Source organism: Paenibacillus sp. FSL K6-0108 (genome assembly GCF_045040695.1).
Lineage (GTDB): Bacteria > Bacillota > Bacilli > Paenibacillales > Paenibacillaceae > Paenibacillus > Paenibacillus pabuli_B.
Map to the genome: position 1 here is coordinate 282,695 of NZ_CP150288.1, position 24,848 is coordinate 307,542.

The window sequence follows — 24,848 nt, forward strand, 5'->3', positions numbered from 1 at the left end:
TTAAATATTACACAATGGACTGTTACTGATTCGATCAGGCATGACCAAGCGTAGGGAATGACGATTCCCCGGCTTGGTCATTTTTTATATAAAAATCAAACCATTTTATCTTTCTGTATAAAGGAGAAGGGTCATGAACAACAAAGACTTGGCTAAAAACATACTTGAACTTGTTGGCGGCGAGCAAAATATTTCGGGTCTGACACACTGTGCAACCCGGTTGAGATTTGTATTAAAAGATGATGCCAAGGCAGATTTGAAGACGCTGGATCAGCTGGAGGGCGTACTCAAGGCACAGAATTCCGGGGGACAGATCCAGGTCGTTATTGGTGCCAAGGTAGATGCAGTATACGGTGAAGTGAAAAGTCTGACTTCAGACCAATTTGGTGGAGTGGACGAATCCGCAGATCGCAGCGGACCGAAGAAGAAACGTAACCCGGTCAATGTAGTGCTGGAGACGATTGCAGGCATATTCACGCCTGTACTTCCAGCCCTCGTTGGCTGCGGGATGATCAAATGTGTGGCTACAGTAATCGCTGCATTGGGATGGCTCGAAGGCTCGGGATTCTTGGTCATCGTCAACATGATTGGCGATCTGATCTTCTATTTCCTGCCTTTCTTCCTGGCCGTGAGCGCAGCTTACAAGTTCAAAACCAATCCGTATCTGGCAGTGGCACTTGCAGCCGGACTGATGCATCCAACCATTTTGAATGCAGCTGCCCAGATCGCCGATACAGGCGTCAATACCATTGATTTTCTTGGAATGCCGATCCTGCTGATGAAGTATTCATCCTCGGTCATTCCCATCATACTGGCCGTTTGGATTATGAGCTATGTGTACAGATTTGTCGATCAGTTCATACCGAAGTTTCTGCGGGTGCTGCTTACCCCGATGGTGGTTTTATTTATCATGATTCCGCTCGAACTCATCGTACTTGGACCTATCGGTTCCTATGTCGGTGACTGGCTTACCCAGGGAATTAATTATCTGTTCACCACAGCAGGCGTTCTTGCTGGTCTGATTCTCGGATTTTTCAAACCGATCATGGTTATGTTCGGTATGCACTATGCACTCATGCCCATTCAGGTACAACAAGTGGCGAGCCTGGGTTCAACCGTGCTGCTGCCAGCTGCACTGGCGGCGAACCTGGCCCAAGCGGGAGCGGCATTCGGTGTATTTGTACTGACGAAGAGTAAAACGATGAAATCTGCCGCCGGATCAAGCGGCTTCACGGCATTGTTCGGAATCACTGAACCTGCTATCTACGGGGTTACGCTGCGATATAAGCGGCCATTCTTTGCGGGCTGTGCAGCAGCCGGACTGGTCGGAGGATTTTACAGTCTGGTTCACGCCAGTGCTACAGCAATTTCATTGCCCGGCATCCTCGCTTTGGGGACGTATACTGCTGACCGTTACATCTATGTCGTGATTGGTTCTGTTGCTGCAATCGTACTCGGCTTTGTATTTACCCTGATGGCGGGTATCAAGGAAGATGCAGATGGAGCAAAACCGAAGCAGCAGGCAGCGGGTGCGGTAGACAGCATTCAGACTGCTGCTGCCACAGGAGTGACAGCAGAACAAGACTCACCTCAGACATCTGCATCTTCCTCCGATATGCTAATTGTCAGTCCAATGACCGGGGAGATCAGACCGATCTCAGAGGTTGAGGATCAGGCATTCGCCCAGGAGCTGATGGGTAAAGGCATTGCCATTGTTCCAACAGAAGGCAAAGTGTACGCTCCTTTTGACGGGATAGTTGAAGCGTTATATCGTACCAAACATGCCATTGGGCTCAAGGCAGCAAACGGTGTGGAAATTCTGATTCATATTGGCGTGGACACCGTCAGTCTGAAAGGGGAATATTTTAACGCCCATATAGAACAAGGACAGAGTATCAAGGCAGGGGATTTATTGGTAGAGTTTGATCCGGAAGGCATCACTTCAGCGGGATATAACACGATTACATCCATTGTGGTAACCAATATGCAGCAGTATGGAGACGTCTTGACCACAGCTACCAGCGGCCCGATCCGTGAGAGCGAGGCTTTAATCAAGCTAATTCCGTAAGGACAGTTAACCTTTTCACTTGGCGAACAACGAGCAGCAAGCTGGATGGTCTTAATAAGACCTTAATAATACGTAATAACAGGAGGAAGCAAAATGACCAATTCCAACTTTCCAAAAGATTTCTTATGGGGCGGTGCCTTGTCTGCCTGTCAGGCAGAAGGCGCATATGATGTAGATGGCAAGAGCCTGACCATACCGGAAGTGATGAAGTTTAACGAGAAGAACGATCGCAAGGTGACTAAACAGATCAGGGTCAATCGGGAGATGATTGAAGAAGCCAAGAATGACCCGGATACCGTGAAATATCCCAAGCGCCGGGGGATCGATTTCTACCATACGTTCCGTGAGGACATCGCTTTGTTTGCCGAGATGGGCTTCAAAGTATTTCGTTACTCCATTTCATGGGCCAGAGTATTTCCAGGTGGCGATGATGCCGCTCCGAACGAAAAGGCATTAGCGTTCTATGATCAGGTCATTGATGAATGTCTAAAATATGGCATGGAGCCCCTGATCACCATTAGCCACTTTGATACACCAATTGTACTGATGGACAAATTTGGCGGATGGTACAACCGCAAGTTGATCGATCTGTATATAAGCTATTGTGATGTGCTGTTCAATCGTTACAAGGGCAAAGTGAAGTATTGGGTAACGTTCAACGAAATCAACATGAGTGTGAAAGCATCGGCCAAGACGCTTGGAATTATTGATTATGATGCTCCAAATTATGAGGAAATGCTGTTTCAGGGGCTGCATCATCAATTTGTAGCTGCGTCCAGAGCAACCAAGCTGGCCCATGAGATTGATCCGAATAACCAGATCGGAAGTATGGTGGCATATTTTACAACATATCCTTACACATGCAAGCCGGAGGATGCACTTCAGATGCAGCAGGATGATCAGATGAAAAATCAATTCTATTTGGATGTGCTCAATAAAGGCGAGTACCCTTACTACAGTAAAACGTATTTTAAAAACAAGGAAATTCAGCTTAACATCGAGGATGGCGATCTGGATAGCATTCGCGCACATACGGCGGACTTCGTTGGCATGTCGTATTACAATTCCATGATCTCCAGCAGTGATACCGAACAGCTTGAATTAACAGCCGGGAACGTACACAGCGTCTACAAAAACCCGCATTTGCCTGCAAACGAGTGGGGTTGGCAGATTGATCCGATTGGCCTGCGGTATACGCTTAATCTCGTCTATGATCGGTATCAAAAACCTGTGTTCATTCTGGAGAACAGCTCAGGTTTCTACGACAAGCTGAATGAAGACGGAAGTATCAACGATCCTTATCGAATCGACTTCCTGAGCAAACACATTGAACAGATGGGGCTGGCCATTGCCGATGGTGTGGAGGTTCTGGGGTACACGATGTGGGGACCGATCGACATGATCAGTTCGGGTACTTCCGAGATGAGCAAACGTTACGGGTTCATCTATGTCGATCAGGACGATTATGGCAATGGTACGCTGAAAAGATATCGTAAAGATTCGTTCTTCTGGTATCAGAATGTGATCAAAACGAACGGAGAGCAGCTGTAAGCCAAGATGAATATTCTGGGGCGTGTCAAAAAAATTCCCGGCGGTTTGCTCATTGTCCCCATGCTGCTCGCCGCTGTCATTAACACTCTGTTTCCGTCTTTCTTTCAGATTGGAGATCCAACGACGGCGCTGTTCACTTCAAAAGGAACGATGGTGCTCATTGGCATGATTCTGCTGGTGTCCGGAACACAGTTGAACCTGTCCCAACTCCTGACGACTTTGAAGAGAGCAGGTGTGCTCTGTATTTCCCGTATAATCATCAGCTGTGTATTCGGCTGGGCGTTCGTACATTTTTTTGGTATAGGCGGGATTGGTGGTGTCTCTGCGGTAGCATTCATTGCCATTCTGACCAGCTGCAATCCGGGACTATATCTGGCGTTAATGAACTCCTATGGCGATGATGTGGATCGAGCTGCATTTGGTATTTTGAATCTCATTGCTGTTCCCGTCATTCCGGTCATGATATTGAATTCGGCAAGTGGTGTCGGTATTGATTATCTCAGTGTTATTGCTACGCTGGTGCCTTTTCTGATTGGTATTCTGTTGGGTAATCTGGACAGCAATATTTGTAAGATGTTCGCTCCAGGAACATTGATTCTGCTGCCTTTTCTGGGTACAAGCTTCGGGTCCAATATTAATTTGGGCATTGCGTTTCAGTCGAGTCTATCCGGTTTGCTGGTGACTGTGCTGTTTCTAATCATCTGTATGCTGCCTCTCATCGGAATTGATCGTGCGCTGCTCAAACGTCCGGGTTATGCAGCGGCAGCGACTTGTTCGGTTGCTGGTCTGTCAATGGTAGTACCCTCGATGGCCGCCGGATTTAACCCGGCATATGAACCTTATGTGGAGACGGCGATTGCCCAGATTGCTTTTGCGGTTATTCTGACCTCCATTCTGGTTCCGTATATCGTTAGAAGGTTGGCTCAACCTGATACTGCCATGGATTCTGGAAAATAAAACAAAACGACCAGCACGTTTGCCATTTTGAATGGAACAGCGTGCTGGTTTTGAATTATGTATATCTATTGGTTCTGGGACTCAATTTGTATCAATTTAGTCTCAACTTCGCTAGTTTGGGTTGTAGGATCTAGGACCTTCGATATATGATGTCGAAAGATGCCAGTTAATGGGGTATCTACATATATAAAAGGAGGTCTACGTTATGAAGAAATCAAGCAAAGTCATTTCTTCCACAGCTATTGCTGCCATCGCAGCTGTATCCGTTGTAACTTCTGCTTCTGCAGCAAGTGCATCTGCGGTAAATCCGGTGGGGTCTTCCCTCTCAGCTATTGATCTGAGCAGCATGGACATCGAAACAGCTTTGATGATGGTTCAGCAAGAACGCACGAAATTGCTGGATAGCCAATTGCAGGCACAAATTCAAGCAGTTCAAAATCGCAATCAAGCGATTGCAGAGCTGAACGAACAATTGCAGGTAGCTAATCAGAATGGGGATACTGCCCAAGCTCAAAAACTGAAAGGCCAAATCGATGCGTTGAGCAACTCACAACAAATGGATATGCTGCGTTTGCAATCTATGACTAACAAACGCAATGAAGCTTTTGATGTGATGACTAACTTCATCAAGAAAATGCAGGATTCAAGATCGTCCATCATCGGAAACATGCGCTAGGAATGTAAAAAAGAGCGAAGACGGAAACCAAATTCCGACACTTCGCTCTTTTTGTATTCTACTAGTTACAAGGTTACGTATGTTGCAACAATCGAGTCTGGAGTTAACCCGACCAGTCGCGGCGCCGGGTGAACAGATCCTTCAGCTCATCCGTCGACAGTTCGGTAATCCAGTTCTCAGAGCTGGTGATGATATTGTCACTGAGCTGCTGCTTACTCTCCAGCATCTCGTCAATGCGTTCTTCAAGTGTGCCCAGCGAGATGAACTTGTGTACCTGAACATCCTTCGTCTGTCCCATCCGATAGGCGCGGTCAGTGGCCTGATTTTCCACGGCAGGGTTCCACCAGCGGTCAAAGTGGAATACATGATTCGCTGCGGTCAGGTTCAAGCCCACGCCGCCTGCTTTGATGGACAGAATAAAGACCGATGGCTGCTCTGCCGCAGGCAACGTCCGGGACTGGAACTCGTCAATCATACGATCCCTGGCTGTTTTGGACGTACCCCCATGCAGATACAGTACAGGTTCCTGCAGCTCCTGTCTTAATACCTGTTGCAGCATCTGTCCCATGCCGATGTACTGTGTGAAAATCAGGCACCGTTCGCCCTCGTCCCGCAGTTCGCGGACCAGTTCCATCAGTCGTTCCAGCTTCGCGGAGCGGTTGATCAGCATGGCCATGTCCTGAGGACTGTACAGGTCATACTCTGTTACAGATCCTTCAGAGGAGATCGTTTCCGGCAAGGCTTCTTTGGTCAGCAGTAGGGGGTGATCACACAACTGCTTGAGCTGGGTTAATGCAGAGAGAATCGCACCTTTGCGCTTGATGCCTTCCAACTCTTTCATTTTGTCCATCAGTTCCTGAACGGACTGGTCATATAGTGCACTTTGTTCACCCGTAAGGTGAATGTAGGTTTTCATCTCATTTTTGTCCGGCAGATCGAGTTGAATATTCGGATCTTTCTTCTTGCGGCGCAGCATGAATGGCTTCACCAGCTGCTGCAGATCCTGCATGCGCTGCTCGTCCTTATCCTTCTCAATCGCACTGATAAAGCGAGTTTGGAATGCACGTGCACTGCCCAGATATCCCGGGTTGATAAAATCATAGATGGACCACAGCTCGGACAACCGATTTTCAATCGGCGTACCAGTCAGTGCAATACGGTGTTTGGCCGGGAAGCTGCGTACTGCCATGGATTGCTTCGTTTGGGCGTTTTTAATATTTTGAGCCTCATCCAGACAGATGGATGCCCACGTATATGACTGCAGCATTTCCTGATCCAGCGTGGCCGTTGCATACGAGGTAATGATGATATCCACCCGTTCGGTCTGTTCCCGGAACTCTTCCCCGCTCAGTCTACGAGCACCATAATGCAGACTGACATTAATAGAGGGAGCGAAGCGGCTAATCTCTTTTTGCCAGTTTCCGAGTACGGAAGTAGGGCAGACGAGCAGGGCAGGGGCTTCTCCATGCAAGCGCGGCTGATTCTCCTTGAGATGCAGCAGATATGTGATGAATTGAATGGTTTTGCCCAGACCCATGTCATCCGCGAGACAGGCTCCGAGACCGAAACGGCGCAAAAATCCGAGCCAAGCGAATCCTTCCTTTTGATAGGAACGCAGCTCAGCATGAAGTCCTTCCGGAATCGGGAGAGAAGGAGCTCCACCTTGTCCGCCGCCTAGCTGTGCAATGACCCGGTTCAGGTGTTCGTTCAATTCCACCTCAAGTCGAATGTTCTCGTTGGATTGTGGTTGTTCTTCTTTCTCTTCCTGTCCTTCCTTGCGTTTCTGGTTGCGATATTCCCGCTGCTCATTATGAAGTAGATGTAGGTGCAGAATATCCTGAAAAGACAGCCCCTGTTCCTGATCCACACCGCCCATGGCCCGGCGAATCTGCTCAAGCAAGGCTGGATCAAGTGGAACCCATTCTCCACGGAAGCGGACCAGCCGTTCATTACGGGCCACGAGATCAGCAAATTCTTCCTCGCTGAGATCCGTATCCCCAATCGCAATACGCCAGTCAAAATGAATGATCGAGTCCAGTCCAAAGAACGACTGTCCCCGTTCACTGCCTTCCTCCGGTTTCACCTTGGCACGCAGCTTGGGTTTCTTCTTGCGTGCAGCTTCCCACCAACCCGGAAGCAGCACTTGCCACCCGGCTTCGAGCAGTCGCCCGCTGTCTTGCGTCAGGAACAGCCAAGCATCCTGATCTCCCAATGGATCACTGAGTACATCTCGGCTGCCGCTGATAGCGCGGCGAATTCGGGGCAGATGTGCACGCAGCTGCTCCAGCCATCCTGCCGAACGATCAAGGATGAACGGCGTCCACACGTCCGGCCATTCACCTTCCAACCGGCCACGTGAATCCAGTCGAACGGGAACGAGTATGGCTGCATCCAGTTTGTTCTGCAATACCAGCCGTAGTCGCCATGCTGGTTCATCATCTTCCGGCTCCAGCAATTGCAGGAGCGGACGGAATGGGGCTGCGTCTGCTTTCCAGCCGATGGACACGAGCCAGGACTGGGCATCCATGCCGGCCGTTTGCGGAGCTGTTCCGCTTTGTGGAAACAACTGGGGGAACTCGCGTCGCAGATCGGTGGCTGCTTCTTCCGTGCTGTACCATCGCTGAAATACGGAGGCTGAATAGGCAGCACTCAACCCTTCGGCGTAGCTTTCATCCGTTTGCTCCAGAGCTTTGCCAAGAGCCATTCGATCCTGCTTTTTCAAGCTGTCCGGATCCCAGGTCCATTGCAGTTGTCCCGAACGAAATGCGGTAAAGCTGGGGATGTATTTACGATTCTCAATCGATGCTGCAAGTACCGGGGCCAGCCGGATTAAATGCTCTGCCTGCTCGTCCCATTTCCATTCAATGTGCAGAAGGGTGTTCATTTCGCTGAAGAAAGGAATCACTTCTTCCGCAGGCAGGACGACCAGTTCAATTTCTTCGATCTGTCTTGTTTCCAGTTCTGTTCCGTAGAAGGAAGGGGCATGCCAAGCAAATAATCGTTGCTTGAGCGATTGTCCCGATACAAAGTGATGGGTGTTCAGCGCTCCATAGAACAAGGCATCCCCATATCCCGTCAATGCAACATGGACTTCAATCGTTTCGGTGTAAGGGTGCATTAGGCTCATGAGATCAACTTACCTTTCCGAAGCTCTTCCTGCAGGGCGCGCAGTCGGCTGTTGCGAACAGCCAAAGTGGTGATAAACTGCTCCCAGTGTTCTTCCTGCTTCAATTTTTTATAAATTTTGGACAGACGTTTCAACAGTTTCACGGCTGCTTTGTATCCGTCCCTGTTTTTGTGTCCGATATAACGATCCACAGCCTGATGGTAGAAAGGAAGCAGCAACTCAGGTGCATCCTTTTCAATCGGCTGCAGCACAGCTACCCGGAATTCAAGCGGCTCCGTTTCTGTGCTCAGTTGAAAATCAATCCATCGACGCCACTGTCCCCGGGAATGCATCGCTTCTTCATAAGCAGGTCGTGAATGGGGCAGCATGCTGACCAGTGTGTCCCACATGCGGTTTTCTACATCAGGCAGATGATGAATGGCTGTGTCCCACAACTGCATGTAATCATTCAGAGGGGAGTTCCGTCGGTTCGCGAGCAAAGGTCCGAGCTGCACTAACCACTCGCCGAGCCGTTTCCAGTTCGAAGCATCTGCAAGCACATGAAGAAAATGAAGCAGATGCTCCGGCGGGATGCCATATGCCGAGCTTCCGCTGATTAATCGCTGCCAAGCCTGTTCATCTTGTCCCATATGGAAATAGATCCAGCTCTGTGCCAACACCAGCGGTAAGGGCAAAGTGACAGATTTAATCGGGGCACCGCTCCCTTTTTCCGTCAGATTCGCTACGCTCAGCACACTCTCCCCAGGTTTGGTGGGGGTGGAGGCAGCAGTCAGTCTGTTCTCCATTTCCTGTAGGAACGCCAGCTCTGACTCCAGCGTTTTCCCGTGTTCCTGAAGATGAGGCACGATCCAGCTTAACCATAATTGTCGGTAAATCGGGGCGAAGAACATCATGCTGGCTGACTCTGATATCATCTGCGTACGCAGGTAAGCCGAGGTTTCCTCAAGCCTTTCCCATTGGTGTTCAAGCTTTGTGCCCTTTAGACCGGAGAAATCCAACGGCCGACTAAAGGTCTGTTCCAACCCTTTCTGGAGCGCATCCACGGCAAGTTGAGCGGGATAGCTCAGATACACAGGTGTATGTGTAATTGAATTGCGGCCAGGCACACAGAAGCGAATCAGGTACAACTGAACATGCAGCTCAAATAACTGGTCCATGCCAGAGTGCAACTTAGGTTTGATGGAATAGAGCTCGTCCGCTGCAGCCTGCACATAAGATGTACTCGGCGTACCTGTTCCCAGTCGTTTCAGGCATGCCCGAAACAGCTCATGCCATTCCGTGATCTCAAGATCTGCAAGCTCCATTGCACGTTCCTTGATCTGGCTATACTGGTTATCAGGGATGGTGAGATCCTCTTCATGCGCTGCGTAATCCGAACGTCCAGAAATCGCTATAGCAGCAGGTTTTGCAGCCTGTTTTAGTGCCGTACTGGAGTGGGCGTTCACAATGCCGTGTACGGGTCGCCCCAGTTGCTCCGCATAACTCATTAGAACGGCTATCATATGTTTGCAATGAGAACCAACCGGACAGGTACAGTGACTGGTGGTGAGCGATTGCAAGCTCAGGGTTACCCTATACTCTCCGGTGCCTTGGACTTCAGCCAAAATTCCGTTTTGTTCGGTGTAGGTTAATGGTCCGACGCGTTTCTGTTTATAATATTGGAATCCGCGCATAATCGTCAGGTTGTTAAAGTGTTCGGCGACCTGCCTGATTAGCTGCTGCCACTGCGCATCATCCATCTTCATGTCATTAGGTATGTTCATCATTCCATCTCCTGGGGAAATCATAGGTTCAGTAATCACCACGTCTTGACGTAATGGTGTGCATTTCATGTATCCATCATATCAGTTATCGTGTGATCCGTGCATCGGTTCCGGGAACTTGGAAGATACTTTTAATCGTCAAAATCCAATGATACCGATCTCTATTTTTTACCATAAACCATGCATAACAAGCTCGTCTTGTGTATGCTTAGCGTATGTATTCCTTTCAGGAACGATGCAGGCCGGGACTCGGCTTAATTTCAAACAACAGGAGAGAGCATATGAAAATACTTACGTTAAATACACACGCTTGGGCAGAAGAAGACCAACTGAACAAGATCAGTCAGCTGGCTGATTTTATCAATACACATCAATTTGATGTGATCTCTATGCAAGAGGTTAATCAATCCATGCAAGAAGCAGTGCTGTCTGCAGAGGAATTGAAACATTACTTTGCCACGGAATCGGATGCTGTGATCAAAAAAGATAACTATGCCTACGTTCTGCTTACGCAACTGACCGAGACCTATTACTGGACATGGATTCCGGCGCATATCGGTTTCCAAAAATACGATGAAGGGCTGGCCATCTTGAGCCGGACGCCGATCACACAGGCTTTTGGTGAATATGTATCTCACATGCGGGATTATGACAACTACCGGACACGCAAAATTGTAGGTGTTCAGACTGAAGTACAAGGTGAAGCGACCTGGTTTGTGAATGGACATTATAATTGGTGGGATGATGAACAAGAACCTTTCAAGGGGCAGTGGGAACTGACCGAAAGCAAGCTTGCTCCATATATGGACCAGCCGCTGTATATTATGGGTGATTTCAATAATGTCGCAGAGATTCGTGGGGAAGGCTATGATTATATGATGAGCAAGGGCTGGAATGACCTGTACACGACAGCTGTGCAAAAGGATGACGGTGCAACCGTGGTCAAAGCCATTGCCGGCTGGGCGGATAACAAACGTGATCTGCGTATTGATTATATTTTCTCCAACCGTCCGGTACGGGCGAAGTCTTCGACGGTAGTTCTCAACGGAAAGAACGGTCCTGTGGTCTCTGACCATTACGGCGTAGCTGTCGAAATTTAACACGGGGACAGTCTTGTACACGATTCTTTATCAAAATAAAACGAAAGCCTCCGCTCACTCCTTAGAAGGGTGCAGTCGGAGGCTTTTCATTTTCTGTGTCATACATATGAATCTGTTGAGGAGAAGTTCATTTTAAAACTATGTACATGTCAATATTGATTGTTCTATCCATTAAACTGCAACACATTCCTTATTCCAGAGCCAGCATCTTTTGCACAAACGTTTTCAGATTCGCACTGGTTTCACTAAGCTGTTCAATACTCTCCATAAACTCGTTTACCAGCCCAGCCTGATCCACCGTTGCTGTTGTAATCTGACCGATCTCCTGTTCCATATGTTTAATGGAATCCTGGACGCTGCCAAGGGATGACTCGATATCGGCTGCTGCTTGTTTGGTGTGATCGGACAGCTTGCGAACCTCACTGGCAACAACACCGAAGCCGCTTCCCAGATCTCCGACACGAGCCGCTTCAATCATAGCATTTAAGCCAAGCAGGTTGGTTTGTTCGGATACTTCACGGATGACGTTTGTCACTTTGGTCACATTGACCGAGTTCTCGGAGGCTTTTTTGGAGTTGCGCAGGATTTCTTCCGATGTCGCCGACAGTTCCTCTGAATGAGCCGCAATCTGCTGAATTCCACCAACCAGTGCATGAATGGTCGCTTCATTTTCGCTAATCAGTAGTTTACACCGAGTATGCCCACAACCTGATCGTTTTCCTTAATTGGAATCAGGATGGAATCAAAGGGTCTACCTTGCAGATCACCGGGCATGCGGGCCACGGTACGTGTGTCCTTGTTAATAAGCATTTTAAAATCCTTATAATCCTCATGCAGTTCATCCCCAACTTTTACACCAATCTCCAGACTATTGGCTTCGGCAAAATACAATACTTTCTCATGATCATTAATAGATATGGATACATCATCACGAAACATCTGTCTTACAAAAGGCATAGCATTAACCAGAGAGTCCAGAATACTCAAGGTACATCGTCCTTTCTCATACAAAAAGTGGAATTTTCAGCCTACTACCTATATCGGAAACATTTTTCAATTTTTAAACCAATGCTCAATACTTTGTTGAAATAAGGCGATTTGTTCAGAATCGGTTCAGAGCTTAATCTACATGAGAAGGACTACAACTATGTAGTCCTTTGTTTTGTCTTATCATCAGACTGACAATACAATTATTTATTTGTAAGCGTAACCAAAAATCTGTAGCCACCGGGAAGCAGGTCAGTTATACTTGGTTTATTATTCGGCTGTTCCAAAGATAAACGAGATCATCACCGTTCGGTAAAAGGGATTTTCTCACAAAGGTTAAGCGCTATACCTAAGTATTCCAGCAGGAGAGGAATGTGAGCATTCGATGACAACGTATTTCAGTGAACCGCAGAGTATGTATTACCGATTCGGAGAAGATCAGGATCAGGTGCTGAAGGTGCTGGCAGAGAGGTATATAGGGGCCAACGCGCAGGCTGATTTTGTATATCGCGTATTTCAGAAGTCTGGTATTTTACAAAATGAGAAGGGTCTGTATGACCTGAATCTGAAGAAGCGCTTCCCTGATGCACATAAAGGCCAGGTTTCCTATGCCGCAGCGCTCGTTTGGGGGGATGAAGACCGAAATCTGGATGTGCTGATCCGCTGTTATGGACCGATTCGTTTCTATTTTAACGAGCAATTGGTATATCGCTCCACGGTCATGGATGAGATCAACCTGGACGCGACTGTGAAACTGGGAATCGACATTAAGCCGGGATGGAATACGCTGCTGCTGGAGATGAAGTATACACCTGCGGGCTTTGGATGCCAGTTTGGCTCGGACGAGGGGAAAGTGCGCATTCTGAATGTGCTCGCTCCTTTCCAGGAGAGACAGGGACAGGCCGGATGGGTGTACTCCAAACCGGTAAGCTCGGAGGAATTGCTCACGTTTAACTCAGACCATATAGCCGGATTGGCGGAGGACAGTCATCCGGAATGGAATCTGCTCGGGTCAGAAGAGGATCACAGACTGGAGTGGCTGCCTGACGCGCAATGGTCAGAGGAAAAACAGACGCAACCGTCCCTGGAGAGAATATACGGACATCTTCCTGGTCAGCAAGCCTATGCGTGGACAAGGTTGATGAACAGAGATTCAAGCGAATGCCCGATCCGTTTGTCTGGTCGATCTTCTGGGCCACTGAATATATGGCTGAACAGCGTATCGGCGGTACAATTGAAGGAAGCGGGTCCGTTCGAGGTAAACATACCCGCATCTTTTGGACGGAATGACCTGTTGGTCCGCAGTGAATGTAGCGATACGGCTGAGCCATGGAATTTTGTAATAAACGCAACGGTGAATGGAGAGCAACTGGAACTGGAGCTTCCCCAGCGTGTCCATGGAGCTTCTGGAGAATCATGGTTATATCTAGGACCTTTTGAATCGGAGGACACAGAACCTGATTTGCAGGATCTAATGCGCACTGATCGGGTGTTTAAAAGAAATGTATTGAACGATAACCCGGAAGAAACGGGAAGCCAACAGGCACGTAAGGAACGCATATATTGGCGACTGGACAGACCAGATGCGTGGATACGTCCTTATTATGAAAATGCAATGCTCAGTAACAAATGGACAGTAGGCAGTGTGACCAACTATGGTCGCTGGGATTATCCATTGGGTGTCACTGTGTATGGTCTGTTGCAGACCGGACGTTATTTGCAGCGACCTGATATTACGCGTTATGCCGCGGATCATGTGCAGGCGTGCACTCGTATGGATGAGTACTCCTTATGGGATCGGGAGCAGTACGGTTTCCCAGCGGTTAACCAGCAGCTCGTTATGCTGAAAATGCTGGATAACTGTGGTTCATTTGGGTCTGCGATGCTGTAAGCATATTCGGAATGTCAGGAGTCGACGTTCTTGCCGATTGCCGAACGAATTGCAGATTTTATGCTGACCCGGTTGGAACGACAGGAAGACGGTGCATTTTACCGCGAGTGTATCGGAGAATTTGCAGAGAATACGATGTGGGCAGACGACCTCTACATGAGCACTCCATTCCTCGTGCGATATGCCCGACTGACGGGGAATAATTCAGCATTGGACGAAGCCGCCAGACAATTTTTATTGTATCGGGAGTATCTATTCATGCCTGAATTTAAGATCATGTCCCACGTATATGATTTCAAATATGGACAGGCGACACAGATTCCGTGGGGACGGGGAAATGGATGGACGCTCTTTTCACTGTCTGAGGTGTTGGAAGCTTTGCCGGCAGAGCACCCGGATCGCCCGGCTTTAATTTCCTTCTTTAATGAATTATGTGAAGGATATGCAGCTCTGCAAGGAGAGGGCGGATTGTGGCATCAGGTACTGAATGATTCAGAAACATACCAGGAAGCCTCCTGTACAGCAATGTTTGCTTATGGTTTTTCACGGGGAGTACGTTTTGGCTGGTTAAGTCAACCCGCGCGTTACATTGAAGCGGCTGAACGGGCATGGAACGGATTAACCCGTAAAGCGATTGACCGTCAGGGCAATGTACATGGTGTATGCAGTGGATCGAGATATGCCTTTACCGCAGAGTACTACAATAAGGATCTGCTCACAGTGACGAATGACAATCACGGGATAGGCATAATGATGCTGGCGGGAACCGAAGTAGCGAAGATGAAGAAACATCTGGCCCAGCCTAAGGTGTCATCAACTGCTGTGACGCAATCCTGAAATTGCGAGTACAACTGATGGAGCGAGGTACAGTACGCCGCACGAAGAATGCTGTATATATGAATAACCACCGGGAGCATTATTCCTGGTGGTTATTTAATCACTGGAGTATTGATGATATTTGAATGGACGTTTGTCCCAACCCCTTACTTTTTTGACAGGAAAGCTTACTTTTCTTTATGTCATGAGCAGCCATAGGCCGTTACAATAGTTTTTGTAAGCGATTCCATAAAAGCAAAAGGGGAGGAATTTCATACATGTTGAATACCAAAAAGTGGGTAACCCTGTTCTGCCTATCCCTGTTAATGTTCGCTACAGCCTGTTCCGGAGGATCATCATCACCGTCGGCTTCATCCAATGAAGGAGAAGAAGGGAATACTTCCGGCAAAATTGAACTTCGTATGACCTGGTGGGGATCACAGACTCGCCACGATCTCACGACCAAAGTGATTAAGCTGTTTGAAGAGAAGCACCCTGGCATTACCATCAAGCCGGAATATTCCGGTTGGGACGGATACTTTGACAAGCTGACTACACAGGTAGCCGGTTCAAATGCACCGGATATCATACAGATGGATTACGCTTTTCTAACTGACTTTGCCCGGCGTGGTGCTTTGCTTGACCTGACCCCGTACGCAGAGAGCAAAGAGCTGCGCACAGAGGATCATGACAAGAGCATGCTCAAAGCCGGATCAATTGACGATAAATTATATGCGATTACATTGGGTGTCAATGCGCCAGGTGTTATCTATGATGCGACCGTATTTCAGGAGCTTGGGATCGAGGAGCCGCAGGAAAGCTGGACGTGGAAGGATTTTAGCGACGTAGCGGCCAAGATTGCAGCAGAGAAAGGGGACGGTTTCTACGGTTCGGCGGATGTATCGGGAACCACCAACATGTTTGAGGTATTTATCCGGCAAACAGGCAAGGGGTTATTTGATGGCGGGACGTTGACAGCGACCAGCGAGGAGCTTCAGCAATGGTTTGACATGTGGGGTGCGCTTCGTGAGAACGGGGGTGCTACCTCTGCAGAAGTGACGGCATCGACTACGAATGCACTGGAGACACGCCCGATCTCACTTGGTACAGCAGCCATGGACTTTGCCTGGTCTAACCAATTGCTGACGTTCCAGCAGGTGAACAAAAACCAGGATCATAAGCTTGCAATACAAGTGCTTCCGCACGGTGTAGGTGAAAAGCAAATCGGTGAATACCTGAAAGCAGGTCAATTCCTGTCCGGTTATGCCAAAACAAAACATCCAAAGGAAGTCGCGATGTTTATCGACTTCATGGTGAATGATCCGGAAGCTACCGCCATTCTGGGTTCGGAGCGCGGAGTACCCGTGAATGCCAGCATTCGTGAGAAGATGCAGCCTACGCTGCCGGAAGCGGAGCAAGCCATCTTCCAATTTATTGATGTGGTATCCAAGAACTCCAGTGAGATTGATCCGCCATACCCGCAAGGATTTTCCGAAGTGGATACCAGCTTCAAGAGTGCAAGCGAGCAGATCGCCTTCGGTCAAGGCAGCACACCCGATGTAATTGCCCAGTTCATTGAAGGTGCCAAGGCAACACTTGCCTCAAGTCAATAACTCTTGAATGGCTCCATACTTCATATTCTGCGGGGAGGTTGCGAAGATGAGTACAACACAGGTCAGTCAGGCTCGTACCGAACGTGTGACAGCCCGACGGGTGAAACGGAGATATGCTCATAATGGAGCAGCACTTCTTTTTCTGGCCCCATGGCTGGTTGGTTTATTGTTTCTGACACTTGGACCGATGCTCGTTTCCTTATACATTTCGTTCACTGACTATAGTATCCTGGCCGCCCCTTCCTGGGTCGGTCTGGATAACTACACCACGATGTTTACATCGGATAAACTGTTTATCCAATCTCTCAAAGTCACATTTACGTATGTCGCCGTATCCGTACCCGTTAAGCTGATTTTTGCCCTGCTGGTGGCGATGCTGTTGAACAAAGGCATTCGTGGGCTTGGCATTTACCGTACGGTGTATTACATCCCAACCCTGCTTGGGGGCAGTGTCGCGATCGCGATGCTGTGGCGCAAAATGCTGGGCGGTGATGGACTGCTCAATGGGGTACTCGCTATGGTCGGCATTAAGGCGCCCGATTGGGTCGCCAATCCGAAATATGCGCTGTATTCAATCGTATTGCTGTCCGTATGGCAGTTCGGATCGTCGATGATTATTTTCCTGGCAGGCTTGAAGCAGATTCCGCCTGAGTATGACGAAGCTTCCGCCGTAGATGGAGCAGGCCCAGTCCGGAGATTCTTTTATATCACACTGCCGATTCTGTCACCGGTTATCTTTTTCAATCTCGTGATGCAGCTAATTACATCTTTCCAGTCATTTACTCAGGCTTTCGTTATCAGTAACGGCAGCGGAGGGCCTGTCAATTCAACATTAATGTACTCTCTATACCTGTACAAAAAAGGTTTCTCGTTCTTCCAGATGGGTTATGCGTCCGCAATGGCCTGGGTGCTGGTGATCCTGATCGGGGTTTTTACATTGCTGGTATTCCGCAGCAGCAAGCTGTGGGTGCACTATGAGGATGGTGGGAAATCATGATTGGACAACGAAACTCTGCTGCGTGGGTAGTCGCCAAACATGTACTGATCTCGGGCATTGCTTTTGTCATGCTGTACCCGGTACTTTGGATGCTGGGCAGTTCATTCAAACCGGGACATATGATTTTCACCGAGACCTGGTTCTGGCCACAAGAATGGAATTGGCAAAATTACATCAATGGCTGGACGGGAATCCAGGGCAATCCGTTCTCTCGTTTTCTAACCAACTCGGTCGTTTTGTCTCTGGGCGCTGTGCTAGGCAATGTCATCTCTTGCTCGATGGCGGCGTACGCCTTTGCCAGATTAAATTTTAGGTTCAAAGCGATCTGCTTTGGCTTGATGCTGATGACGATCATGCTGCCACATCATGTGACGCTGATTCCTCAATATATTCTGTTTAACCATCTGGAATGGGTGAATACGTATCTGCCGCTGGTGGTGCCGAAATGGCTGGCGACCGATGCCTTCTTTATTTTCCTGATGGTCCAGTTCTTCCGGGGATTGCCCAAAGAGCTGGATGAAGCGGCGACAATTGATGGCTGCGGTCCTGTACGAATTTACACCAAAATTATCATTCCGCTGGCTTTTCCGGCGTTAGTCACGACAATGATCTTTACCTTTTTGTGGACATGGGACGATTTCTTCAGCCAGTTGATCTATCTGAGTGATGTCAGCAAATACACGGTACCGCTGGGCTTGCGCCTTTTCCTCGATTCCAGCTCCCAGTCCGATTGGGGCCCAATGTTTGCGATGTCAGTACTGTCACTGGTGCCTTGTTTTATCGTATTTATCGTGTGTCAAAAGTATTTCGTGGAAGGAATCGCAACCTCTGGGCTCAAAGGGTAATTCCAAGACGAAACGAGTTGATTCCATGCGGAAACGAAGATTATCGTTATTCCTTAATCATAAGCTGCAACAAAGCAAGCTCTCCACGTTGATGGTGACTTGCTTTATTGCGTTTAACCTGCTTCTTGTCTCGGTAATTGTCTGGCTGGCATACCAGTCGTTCTCTGCCGCCACGTTTACCGAGATCAGCAAAGCACGACTTGCTCTCTTGAACGAGAGTACACGCCGAGGGTTTGATTTTATTACAGGTGTGACGGGCACGGCTTATTCTTTGGCGAGCAACCGTGAGTTGTCCAATCTGCTGGAAACGAAGGGGACGGGAAGGCTGACACAGATCCACCAACGGCGCGAGGTATCCAAAATACTGGATCATACGCTGGTCGTCAGCGAAGGTATTACCTCGGTGGAGCTGTATACGGATGCCTTTAACGGTGTCACTGTCACGATGGCCGATCGCATCTATCCAGTGGATACGATTGCTGGTGATTCGTGGTTTGCTGCATTGGAGCAGGCGGATGCGGCCTGGGTACCTCTGCGGGAAAACGAATCAGGACAATCGCTAATTGGATACGCCCAGCGAATCTTTGACAGTCGGGGTGGGACAGTAGCCTACGTACTCATCCGCCTGAGTCGAGCGGATATTGTACGCAGATTTGCGGATATGCCGATGGTGCTGGATGGACAGGTTCTGTTGGTGGATACCGCAGGTAACGTCGTCATGCAGATGGGTGATGATAATTTAGAGGTGAATTCTGGTGAGGGTTTAAGTTCGATGAATAAAGCCTCAAAACTTTTTTCTTCTATAAATGTATCTGCTAATTTAGCTGCTGCTGAGGAAAGCGAACCAGTCGTCGATCGTGCATGGATTCAGGAGCATGTTGAACATGGGGAGGACGGATTTGAAGTGGTTTCCGGCAAGCCTGGTGGAGCGCAGCTTGTTCTGTATTCAAGACCTGCCATGCTTCAGTGGAGGCTGGTACAGACCATCCCTGTTCACACACTATTATCTCCTGTAAGGCAGGCTGGATGGCAGGTCCTTGGAATAGCTGTGCTGGGCTTATTATGTTCGGCGGTACTAGCGTATCTGTTTGTGCGTCGAATTGTTCGGCCTTTGCGTCAGCTCATTAAACGAATGAGGCAGCTGGAAAAAGGGGACTTCAACACCCGGGTTCAACTTTCGTTTACCCAGGAATATGCCCATTTGGCGTATGGGTTCAACCACATGGCTTCACAACTGACGGAGTTGATGGATCAGGTGAAGGAAGAGAGCCGTGCGAAGCGTGAAGCCCAGACCGGGCTGCTTGAGGCACAGATCAAACCACATTTTTTGTACAACACACTCGACATGATCCACTGGCGAGCTCTCGATTATGAGGCCAAGGACATTAGCCGCATGATTGTACAACTTAGCAAACTGCTGCGTATCGGATTAAGCGGTGGCAGACTATTCATCCGGGTGCGGGATGAGCTGGAGCATGCTCGTTGTTATGTCAGCATTCAGTCCGAGCGGTTGCCATTCTCCATTGATTATCAGGAGCATATTGATCCGAGAGTGCGGGGCTGTTACATTCCCAAAATCATTTTGCAGCCCTTTATCGAGAATGCGGTCATGCATGGGCAGCCAAAGGAAGAAAAACTTCGCATACAGGTGGATATGCGGGAAATGGAGAGCATCGAATCACGACCCAAAATCATCATTCGCATAAAGGATAACGGACAGGGCTTGCCCGAGGGTTGGAAGCTGGAGGAGACAACGGGCATTGGTATACGCAATGTACATCAGCGCATTCAACTGTATTGTGGCACTGGGTATGGGGTTGATATATGCGCAGGTGAATTGGGCGGAGTGGAAGTGACCATTACGCTGCCGCGTATAGAGACGGAAGAACAATTAAATTTATGGCTGGGCGGTGAAAATGAATGAAAACCATTATGCTTGTAGACGATGACCCTCATATTGTAAAAGCACTGACCGACCATATCGATTGGTCATCCATTGGCCTCCGTATTGCTGGAACGGCTTCCAATGGTTTGGACGCACTGGAGCTGTTCCAGCAGCTGCGGCCCGATCTGGTGATGACAGACGTCTATATGCCAGGGCTGACAGGACTTGAGGTTACGCAGACGCTGCGACGTGATCATCCCCATCTGCCGATCATCATTCTTAGCGGATATGACGAATTCGAGAATGCCCGGGCGGCCATGCGCTGGGGCGTGAATCATTTTTTGTTGAAGCCTGCAGAAGTGGAGGAGATTGAGTCTGTTCTGCGTGAGGTGTTACTGGAACAGGATGTGCGTGAGCGTCGTGAGCAGCTAGAGCAGACGTACAAACAGGAGATTGGGCGGGTGGTTCCTTATCTTCGCAAACTGTTTCTCCAGGAGCTGTTAACCACGCGCTATCGGGAAGAGGAGTTGCCTGCGGAGCGCATGGATTATGTGGGTGTTCGGATTCCCTCTCAAGTGCGCGCTGTCAGTCTGCAGTTGTATCGGCCTGCATTTCTGACAAGGATGAAAGAGCGTGACTGGCAGCTATTAAGGTATGGGGCAGCAGACATTATTCAGGAGACCGTCAAAGAGCAGACTTCGCAATTAAACGACTGTCAGGTGGAGATCGTGGATTACTCGGATCAGGTGTTTGTGCTGCTTCTATTTGACGAAAAGGACCGGCTAGAACAATTGGAATCAATTGTTGAACGGATGATTGATCAGATTTTTACGTACCTCAAGATCGAAATGAGCGCAGGCATTGGAACATCCAAAGGGCACTTATGCGAAGTGATGGACTCCTATCTGGAGAGCAGAGAGGCGCTGGAGAAAGCAGAGTTTCAGGGCGGGAGCCGCGTATATCGATATGATTCATCCAATGTTTTAACGCCGAGCACAACGGATTACTCGCAATTGCTGCGACAATGGAGCGAGTCATGGGCAGATATGAGAGTCGATCTGGCAGAGGAAATATGGATTCAGCTCCGTCAATTGCTGGACAAAGGGAGTGGTAATAGTATTCAGGACGTTCAAGTTGTGGCCGTGAGCCTGTTCGACACGTTAATTCATAGCTGGAACCGGCATTATCCCATGCTGGCACCGCCGCTAGCGATGAGTAATTTTTTGCGGGAAATTCAAATGAAATATGGGCTGCAGGATCTGATATGCTGGATGGACGGTATTATTCGGAACTGGATGGAACAGATACGGAAAGAAATGGGCGAGAAAAAGAGCAATAAATTAGTAGAGCAGGTGAAACAGTACGTTGAGATGCATTATGCTGAAGAAATAAGCTTTGAGGCCATTGCCAAGGGGTTGTTTGTACATCCCAAATATTTGAGTCAACTGTTCAAGAGGGTAACCGGAGAGAACTTCGTGAGTTATGTGAACGGGTACCGGATTCAAAGAGCGATGGAACTGTTACAGTCAGGGCATTACATGGTCTACGAGGTTAGTGAGATGACCGGGTTCCGTAACGCAACGTATTTCAGTCAGGTGTTCAAGATGCTTACGGGTAAGAGTCCGTCTGAAGTGGGGTAGAGCTATGAATAGGATTAAGCAAAAAATAGAGTGGATTGGGTGGATAATATCTTATGATCATCGATCAACAGGAGTTTAACGTAAAAGGATTGACCTATTCGATTAGGTCCGCAATGGAAAAGGATGCTGGAGCATTGTCTTCACTTCGTGTGCAGATGGATGGAGAAACCGATTATATGGATCGTGAACAAGGTGAAGGGTTCATTGATCCAGCAGGATTTGAACAAATAATCCGATGGGATACGGAGAAAGAGAGAAATCTGTTTCTCGTTACTATTGTAAATGAACAAATCGTCGGGTATTCCAGATGCGAGGGGAACGACTTAACCCGTTTTTTTCATAAGGTCGAATTTGGCGTTTGCGTAGCGAAAGAGTTTTGGGGTTACGGGATTGGCAAGAAACTGCTTGAACTCTCGATAGATTGGGCAGATACAATTGGAATTGAGAAGATGACCTTGAACGTGGTGGGGACGAACGATAAAGCGATGGAAATTTACAAAAGAATGGGCTTCGAGATAGAGGGGACATTGAAAAATGATCGACGACATGCGGACGGTCGGTATTACGATACAGTGATGATGGGAAGGTTCAGGGGATGAGGGGAGGAACTAGTCGTGGGACTGTTGGCTGAAATCCTGTTTATGGTATCGATAACTATTCTATTATATGAAAGAAGATACAAGAGTATCTATTCTCTTATATGGAGAAGATTTAGTGTCTAATAGATGCAGGGTTCTTAATTTAGCAAGAGAAGCTATTGATATGTGCGATGCAAAAGTAATTATCCCTTGAACCGCTAGAGCGTGTTTCTTCAAAAAGCTTAGTCACTCAGCTTGCTATGAACAGTAGTAACTACCCTTTCTCTATAGACTAATGATGCTTAATATTGTCATATCTATGGAGTGTTGCAGATTGGGTACTGATTGCATGACAATAATGGAGTATGAATAGAGGAGAAATTAACGATTCTAGTTGTTCTCATAAAACGGAGATTGAAAAATATTAATTTAAGGTTGCAATTTATTTTCCTGCATGGTATATTCTAATTCCGGCCAAGAAAACACGAGAAACACGGTGCGGCAAGCAAATCTAATAAGCTTCGAAAGAAACTAAAAAAAAGAGCTTGCAAAGTTGGTTCGGATGTGATAAGATATAAAAGTTGCTGCGGTGAACAACGCTGAGCAGCGAAACAAGTTTGATCTTTGAAAACTGAACAACGAGTGAGTAACGATCTTGCTTGCAAGATCGATAAATTGAGATTTTTAATCTCGTCAGATTCAAAATGAGCTTATCGCTCTTTTCAATACTTTATTGGAGAGTTTGATCCTGGCTCAGGACGAACGCTGGCGGCATGCCTAATACATGCAAGTCGAGCGGACTTGAAGAGAAGCTTGCTTCTCTGATGGTTAGCGGCGGACGGGTGAGTAACACGTAGGCAACCTGCCCTCAAGTTTGGGACAACTACCGGAAACGGTAGCTAATACCGAATAGTTGTTTTCTTCGCCTGAAGGAAACTGGAAAGACGGAGCAATCTGTCACTTGGGGATGGGCCTGCGGCGCATTAGCTAGTTGGTGGGGTAACGGCTCACCAAGGCGACGATGCGTAGCCGACCTGAGAGGGTGATCGGCCACACTGGGACTGAGACACGGCCCAGACTCCTACGGGAGGCAGCAGTAGGGAATCTTCCGCAATGGGCGAAAGCCTGACGGAGCAATGCCGCGTGAGTGATGAAGGTTTTCGGATCGTAAAGCTCTGTTGCCAGGGAAGAACGCTTGAGAGAGTAACTGCTCTCAAGGTGACGGTACCTGAGAAGAAAGCCCCGGCTAACTACGTGCCAGCAGCCGCGGTAATACGTAGGGGGCAAGCGTTGTCCGGAATTATTGGGCGTAAAGCGCGCGCAGGCGGTCATTTAAGTCTGGTGTTTAATCCCGGGGCTCAACCCCGGATCGCACTGGAAACTGGGTGACTTGAGTGCAGAAGAGGAGAGTGGAATTCCACGTGTAGCGGTGAAATGCGTAGATATGTGGAGGAACACCAGTGGCGAAGGCGACTCTCTGGGCTGTAACTGACGCTGAGGCGCGAAAGCGTGGGGAGCAAACAGGATTAGATACCCTGGTAGTCCACGCCGTAAACGATGAGTGCTAGGTGTTAGGGGTTTCGATACCCTTGGTGCCGAAGTTAACACATTAAGCACTCCGCCTGGGGAGTACGGTCGCAAGACTGAAACTCAAAGGAATTGACGGGGACCCGCACAAGCAGTGGAGTATGTGGTTTAATTCGAAGCAACGCGAAGAACCTTACCAGGTCTTGACATCCCTCTGACCGGTACAGAGATGTACCTTTCCTTCGGGACAGAGGAGACAGGTGGTGCATGGTTGTCGTCAGCTCGTGTCGTGAGATGTTGGGTTAAGTCCCGCAACGAGCGCAACCCTTGATCTTAGTTGCCAGCATTTCGGATGGGCACTCTAAGGTGACTGCCGGTGACAAACCGGAGGAAGGTGGGGATGACGTCAAATCATCATGCCCCTTATGACCTGGGCTACACACGTACTACAATGGCCGGTACAACGGGCCGCGAAGCCGCGAGGTGGAGCTAATCCTAAAAAGCCGGTCTCAGTTCGGATTGCAGGCTGCAACTCGCCTGCATGAAGTCGGAATTGCTAGTAATCGCGGATCAGCATGCCGCGGTGAATACGTTCCCGGGTCTTGTACACACCGCCCGTCACACCACGAGAGTTTATAACACCCGAAGTCGGTGGGGTAACCGCAAGGAGCCAGCCGCCGAAGGTGGGATAGATGATTGGGGTGAAGTCGTAACAAGGTAGCCGTATCGGAAGGTGCGGCTGGATCACCTCCTTTCTATGGAGAATCGTTTCCCGTAGCGGAAACATTCAAATATCAAATCTAGCCAGGTCGGCTAGTTGCTCACTC

General features: G+C 48.5%; 17 protein-coding genes, 1 rRNA gene and 1 pseudogene. 15 read left to right on the top strand and 4 right to left on the bottom strand.

All coding sequences use genetic code 11. The features are described 5' to 3' along the window. The first annotated feature begins 133 nt into the window (after positions 1 to 133). From MHB49_RS01275 to MHB49_RS01290, 4 genes are all read left to right on the top strand, one after another. Complete coding sequence (locus MHB49_RS01275; protein WP_405154730.1) at positions 134 to 2,068, top strand: beta-glucoside-specific PTS transporter subunit IIABC; 1,935 nt, start codon at positions 134 to 136, stop codon at positions 2,066 to 2,068. Positions 2,069 to 2,161: 93 nt separating this feature from the next. Then, positions 2,162 to 3,619, top strand: a complete 1,458-nt coding sequence (locus MHB49_RS01280) for a glycoside hydrolase family 1 protein (RefSeq protein WP_405154731.1) — start codon at positions 2,162 to 2,164, stop codon at positions 3,617 to 3,619. Positions 3,620 to 3,625: 6 nt separating this feature from the next. Then, the gene (locus MHB49_RS01285) at positions 3,626 to 4,576 is read left to right on the top strand and encodes a 2-keto-3-deoxygluconate permease (RefSeq protein WP_405154732.1); all 951 of its coding nucleotides are present in this window, start codon (positions 3,626 to 3,628) and stop codon (positions 4,574 to 4,576) included. Between the two features lie 205 nt (positions 4,577 to 4,781). Then, complete coding sequence (locus MHB49_RS01290; RefSeq protein WP_405154733.1) at positions 4,782 to 5,252, top strand: hypothetical protein; 471 nt, start codon at positions 4,782 to 4,784, stop codon at positions 5,250 to 5,252. A 103-nt stretch (positions 5,253 to 5,355) separates the two neighbouring features. Here MHB49_RS01290 and MHB49_RS01295 read toward each other — a convergent pair whose 3' ends face one another. After that, the gene (locus MHB49_RS01295) at positions 5,356 to 8,370 is read right to left on the bottom strand and encodes a DEAD/DEAH box helicase (protein ID WP_405157018.1); all 3,015 of its coding nucleotides are present in this window, start codon (positions 8,368 to 8,370) and stop codon (positions 5,356 to 5,358) included. Between the two features lie 5 nt (positions 8,371 to 8,375). Continuing rightward, positions 8,376 to 10,145 carry an SWIM zinc finger domain-containing protein gene (locus MHB49_RS01300; protein WP_405154734.1) on the bottom strand — a complete coding sequence of 590 codons (1,770 nt, stop codon included), beginning with the start codon at positions 10,143 to 10,145 and terminating at the stop codon, positions 8,376 to 8,378. A 278-nt stretch (positions 10,146 to 10,423) separates the two neighbouring features. Here MHB49_RS01300 and MHB49_RS01305 point away from each other — a divergent pair, with 278 nt between their 5' ends. Continuing rightward, the gene (locus tag MHB49_RS01305; RefSeq protein ID WP_405154735.1) at positions 10,424 to 11,242 is read left to right on the top strand and encodes an endonuclease/exonuclease/phosphatase family protein; all 819 of its coding nucleotides are present in this window, start codon (positions 10,424 to 10,426) and stop codon (positions 11,240 to 11,242) included. A 190-nt stretch (positions 11,243 to 11,432) separates the two neighbouring features. On the opposite strand, the gene MHB49_RS01310 is transcribed toward MHB49_RS01305, so the two are convergent. Beyond that, a complete protein-coding gene (locus MHB49_RS01310; RefSeq protein ID WP_405154736.1) occupies positions 11,433 to 11,786 on the bottom strand; it encodes a methyl-accepting chemotaxis protein in 354 nt (117 codons plus the stop codon). A 134-nt stretch (positions 11,787 to 11,920) separates the two neighbouring features. Next, positions 11,921 to 12,229, bottom strand: coding sequence for a hypothetical protein (locus MHB49_RS01315; protein WP_405154737.1), 309 nt, complete (start codon positions 12,227 to 12,229; stop codon positions 11,921 to 11,923). Positions 12,230 to 12,614: 385 nt separating this feature from the next. On the opposite strand from MHB49_RS01315, the gene MHB49_RS01320 reads away from it, so the two are divergent. The 10 genes and pseudogenes from MHB49_RS01320 to MHB49_RS01365 all read left to right on the top strand — a co-directional run bounded on the left by MHB49_RS01320 (position 12,615) and on the right by MHB49_RS01365 (position 24,776). Beyond that, the gene (locus MHB49_RS01320; RefSeq protein WP_405154738.1) at positions 12,615 to 14,120 is read left to right on the top strand and encodes a hypothetical protein; all 1,506 of its coding nucleotides are present in this window, start codon (positions 12,615 to 12,617) and stop codon (positions 14,118 to 14,120) included. Between the two features lie 15 nt (positions 14,121 to 14,135). Further along, positions 14,136 to 14,957 (top strand): annotated as a pseudogene (locus MHB49_RS01325) (glycoside hydrolase family 105 protein); the annotation flags it as partial. Between the two features lie 257 nt (positions 14,958 to 15,214). Further along, complete coding sequence (locus MHB49_RS01330) at positions 15,215 to 16,549, top strand: ABC transporter substrate-binding protein (RefSeq protein ID WP_247900311.1); 1,335 nt, start codon at positions 15,215 to 15,217, stop codon at positions 16,547 to 16,549. Positions 16,550 to 16,595: 46 nt separating this feature from the next. Continuing rightward, positions 16,596 to 17,546 (top strand): carbohydrate ABC transporter permease, encoded by a 951-nt coding sequence (locus MHB49_RS01335; RefSeq protein ID WP_405154739.1) that lies wholly within the window; start codon positions 16,596 to 16,598, stop codon positions 17,544 to 17,546. Further along, positions 17,543 to 18,391 (top strand): carbohydrate ABC transporter permease, encoded by an 849-nt coding sequence (locus MHB49_RS01340; protein WP_024629431.1) that lies wholly within the window; start codon positions 17,543 to 17,545, stop codon positions 18,389 to 18,391. Before MHB49_RS01335 ends, MHB49_RS01340 begins: the two co-directional genes overlap by 4 nt. 25 nt (positions 18,392 to 18,416) lie before the next feature. After that, entirely contained in the window at positions 18,417 to 20,315 is a 1,899-nt protein-coding gene (locus MHB49_RS01345; protein ID WP_405154740.1) for a sensor histidine kinase, read from the top strand. Further along, positions 20,312 to 21,916, top strand: coding sequence for a response regulator (locus tag MHB49_RS01350; RefSeq protein WP_405154741.1), 1,605 nt, complete (start codon positions 20,312 to 20,314; stop codon positions 21,914 to 21,916). The genes MHB49_RS01345 and MHB49_RS01350 overlap by 4 nt, the downstream gene beginning before the upstream one ends. 53 nt (positions 21,917 to 21,969) lie before the next feature. Beyond that, complete coding sequence (locus MHB49_RS01355; protein WP_405154742.1) at positions 21,970 to 22,515, top strand: GNAT family N-acetyltransferase; 546 nt, start codon at positions 21,970 to 21,972, stop codon at positions 22,513 to 22,515. Between the two features lie 67 nt (positions 22,516 to 22,582). Further along, positions 22,583 to 22,708 (top strand): hypothetical protein, encoded by a 126-nt coding sequence (locus MHB49_RS01360; RefSeq protein ID WP_405154743.1) that lies wholly within the window; start codon positions 22,583 to 22,585, stop codon positions 22,706 to 22,708. Between the two features lie 516 nt (positions 22,709 to 23,224). Continuing rightward, positions 23,225 to 24,776: ribosomal RNA gene (locus MHB49_RS01365) — 16S ribosomal RNA — on the top strand. Positions 24,777 to 24,848: the final 72 nt, after the last annotated feature.

Bases quoted from the DNA above. Each gene is read 5' to 3' on its own strand.
- MHB49_RS01275 (WP_405154730.1), top strand. From the start codon at position 134: ATGAACAACAAAGACTTGGCTAAAAACATACTTGAACTTGTTGGCGGC.
- MHB49_RS01280 (WP_405154731.1), top strand. From the start codon at position 2,162: ATGACCAATTCCAACTTTCCAAAAGATTTCTTATGGGGCGGTGCCTTG.
- MHB49_RS01285 (WP_405154732.1), top strand. From the start codon at position 3,626: ATGAATATTCTGGGGCGTGTCAAAAAAATTCCCGGCGGTTTGCTCATT.
- MHB49_RS01290 (WP_405154733.1), top strand. From the start codon at position 4,782: ATGAAGAAATCAAGCAAAGTCATTTCTTCCACAGCTATTGCTGCCATC.
- MHB49_RS01295 (WP_405157018.1), bottom strand. From the start codon at position 8,370: ATGCACCCTTACACCGAAACGATTGAAGTCCATGTTGCATTGACGGGA.
- MHB49_RS01300 (WP_405154734.1), bottom strand. From the start codon at position 10,145: ATGATGAACATACCTAATGACATGAAGATGGATGATGCGCAGTGGCAG.
- MHB49_RS01305 (WP_405154735.1), top strand. From the start codon at position 10,424: ATGAAAATACTTACGTTAAATACACACGCTTGGGCAGAAGAAGACCAA.
- MHB49_RS01320 (WP_405154738.1), top strand. From the start codon at position 12,615: ATGACAACGTATTTCAGTGAACCGCAGAGTATGTATTACCGATTCGGA.
- MHB49_RS01330 (WP_247900311.1), top strand. From the start codon at position 15,215: ATGTTGAATACCAAAAAGTGGGTAACCCTGTTCTGCCTATCCCTGTTA.
- MHB49_RS01335 (WP_405154739.1), top strand. From the start codon at position 16,596: ATGAGTACAACACAGGTCAGTCAGGCTCGTACCGAACGTGTGACAGCC.
- MHB49_RS01340 (WP_024629431.1), top strand. From the start codon at position 17,543: ATGATTGGACAACGAAACTCTGCTGCGTGGGTAGTCGCCAAACATGTA.
- MHB49_RS01345 (WP_405154740.1), top strand. From the start codon at position 18,417: ATGCGGAAACGAAGATTATCGTTATTCCTTAATCATAAGCTGCAACAA.
- MHB49_RS01350 (WP_405154741.1), top strand. From the start codon at position 20,312: ATGAAAACCATTATGCTTGTAGACGATGACCCTCATATTGTAAAAGCA.
- MHB49_RS01355 (WP_405154742.1), top strand. From the start codon at position 21,970: ATGATCATCGATCAACAGGAGTTTAACGTAAAAGGATTGACCTATTCG.
- MHB49_RS01360 (WP_405154743.1), top strand. From the start codon at position 22,583: ATGAAAGAAGATACAAGAGTATCTATTCTCTTATATGGAGAAGATTTA.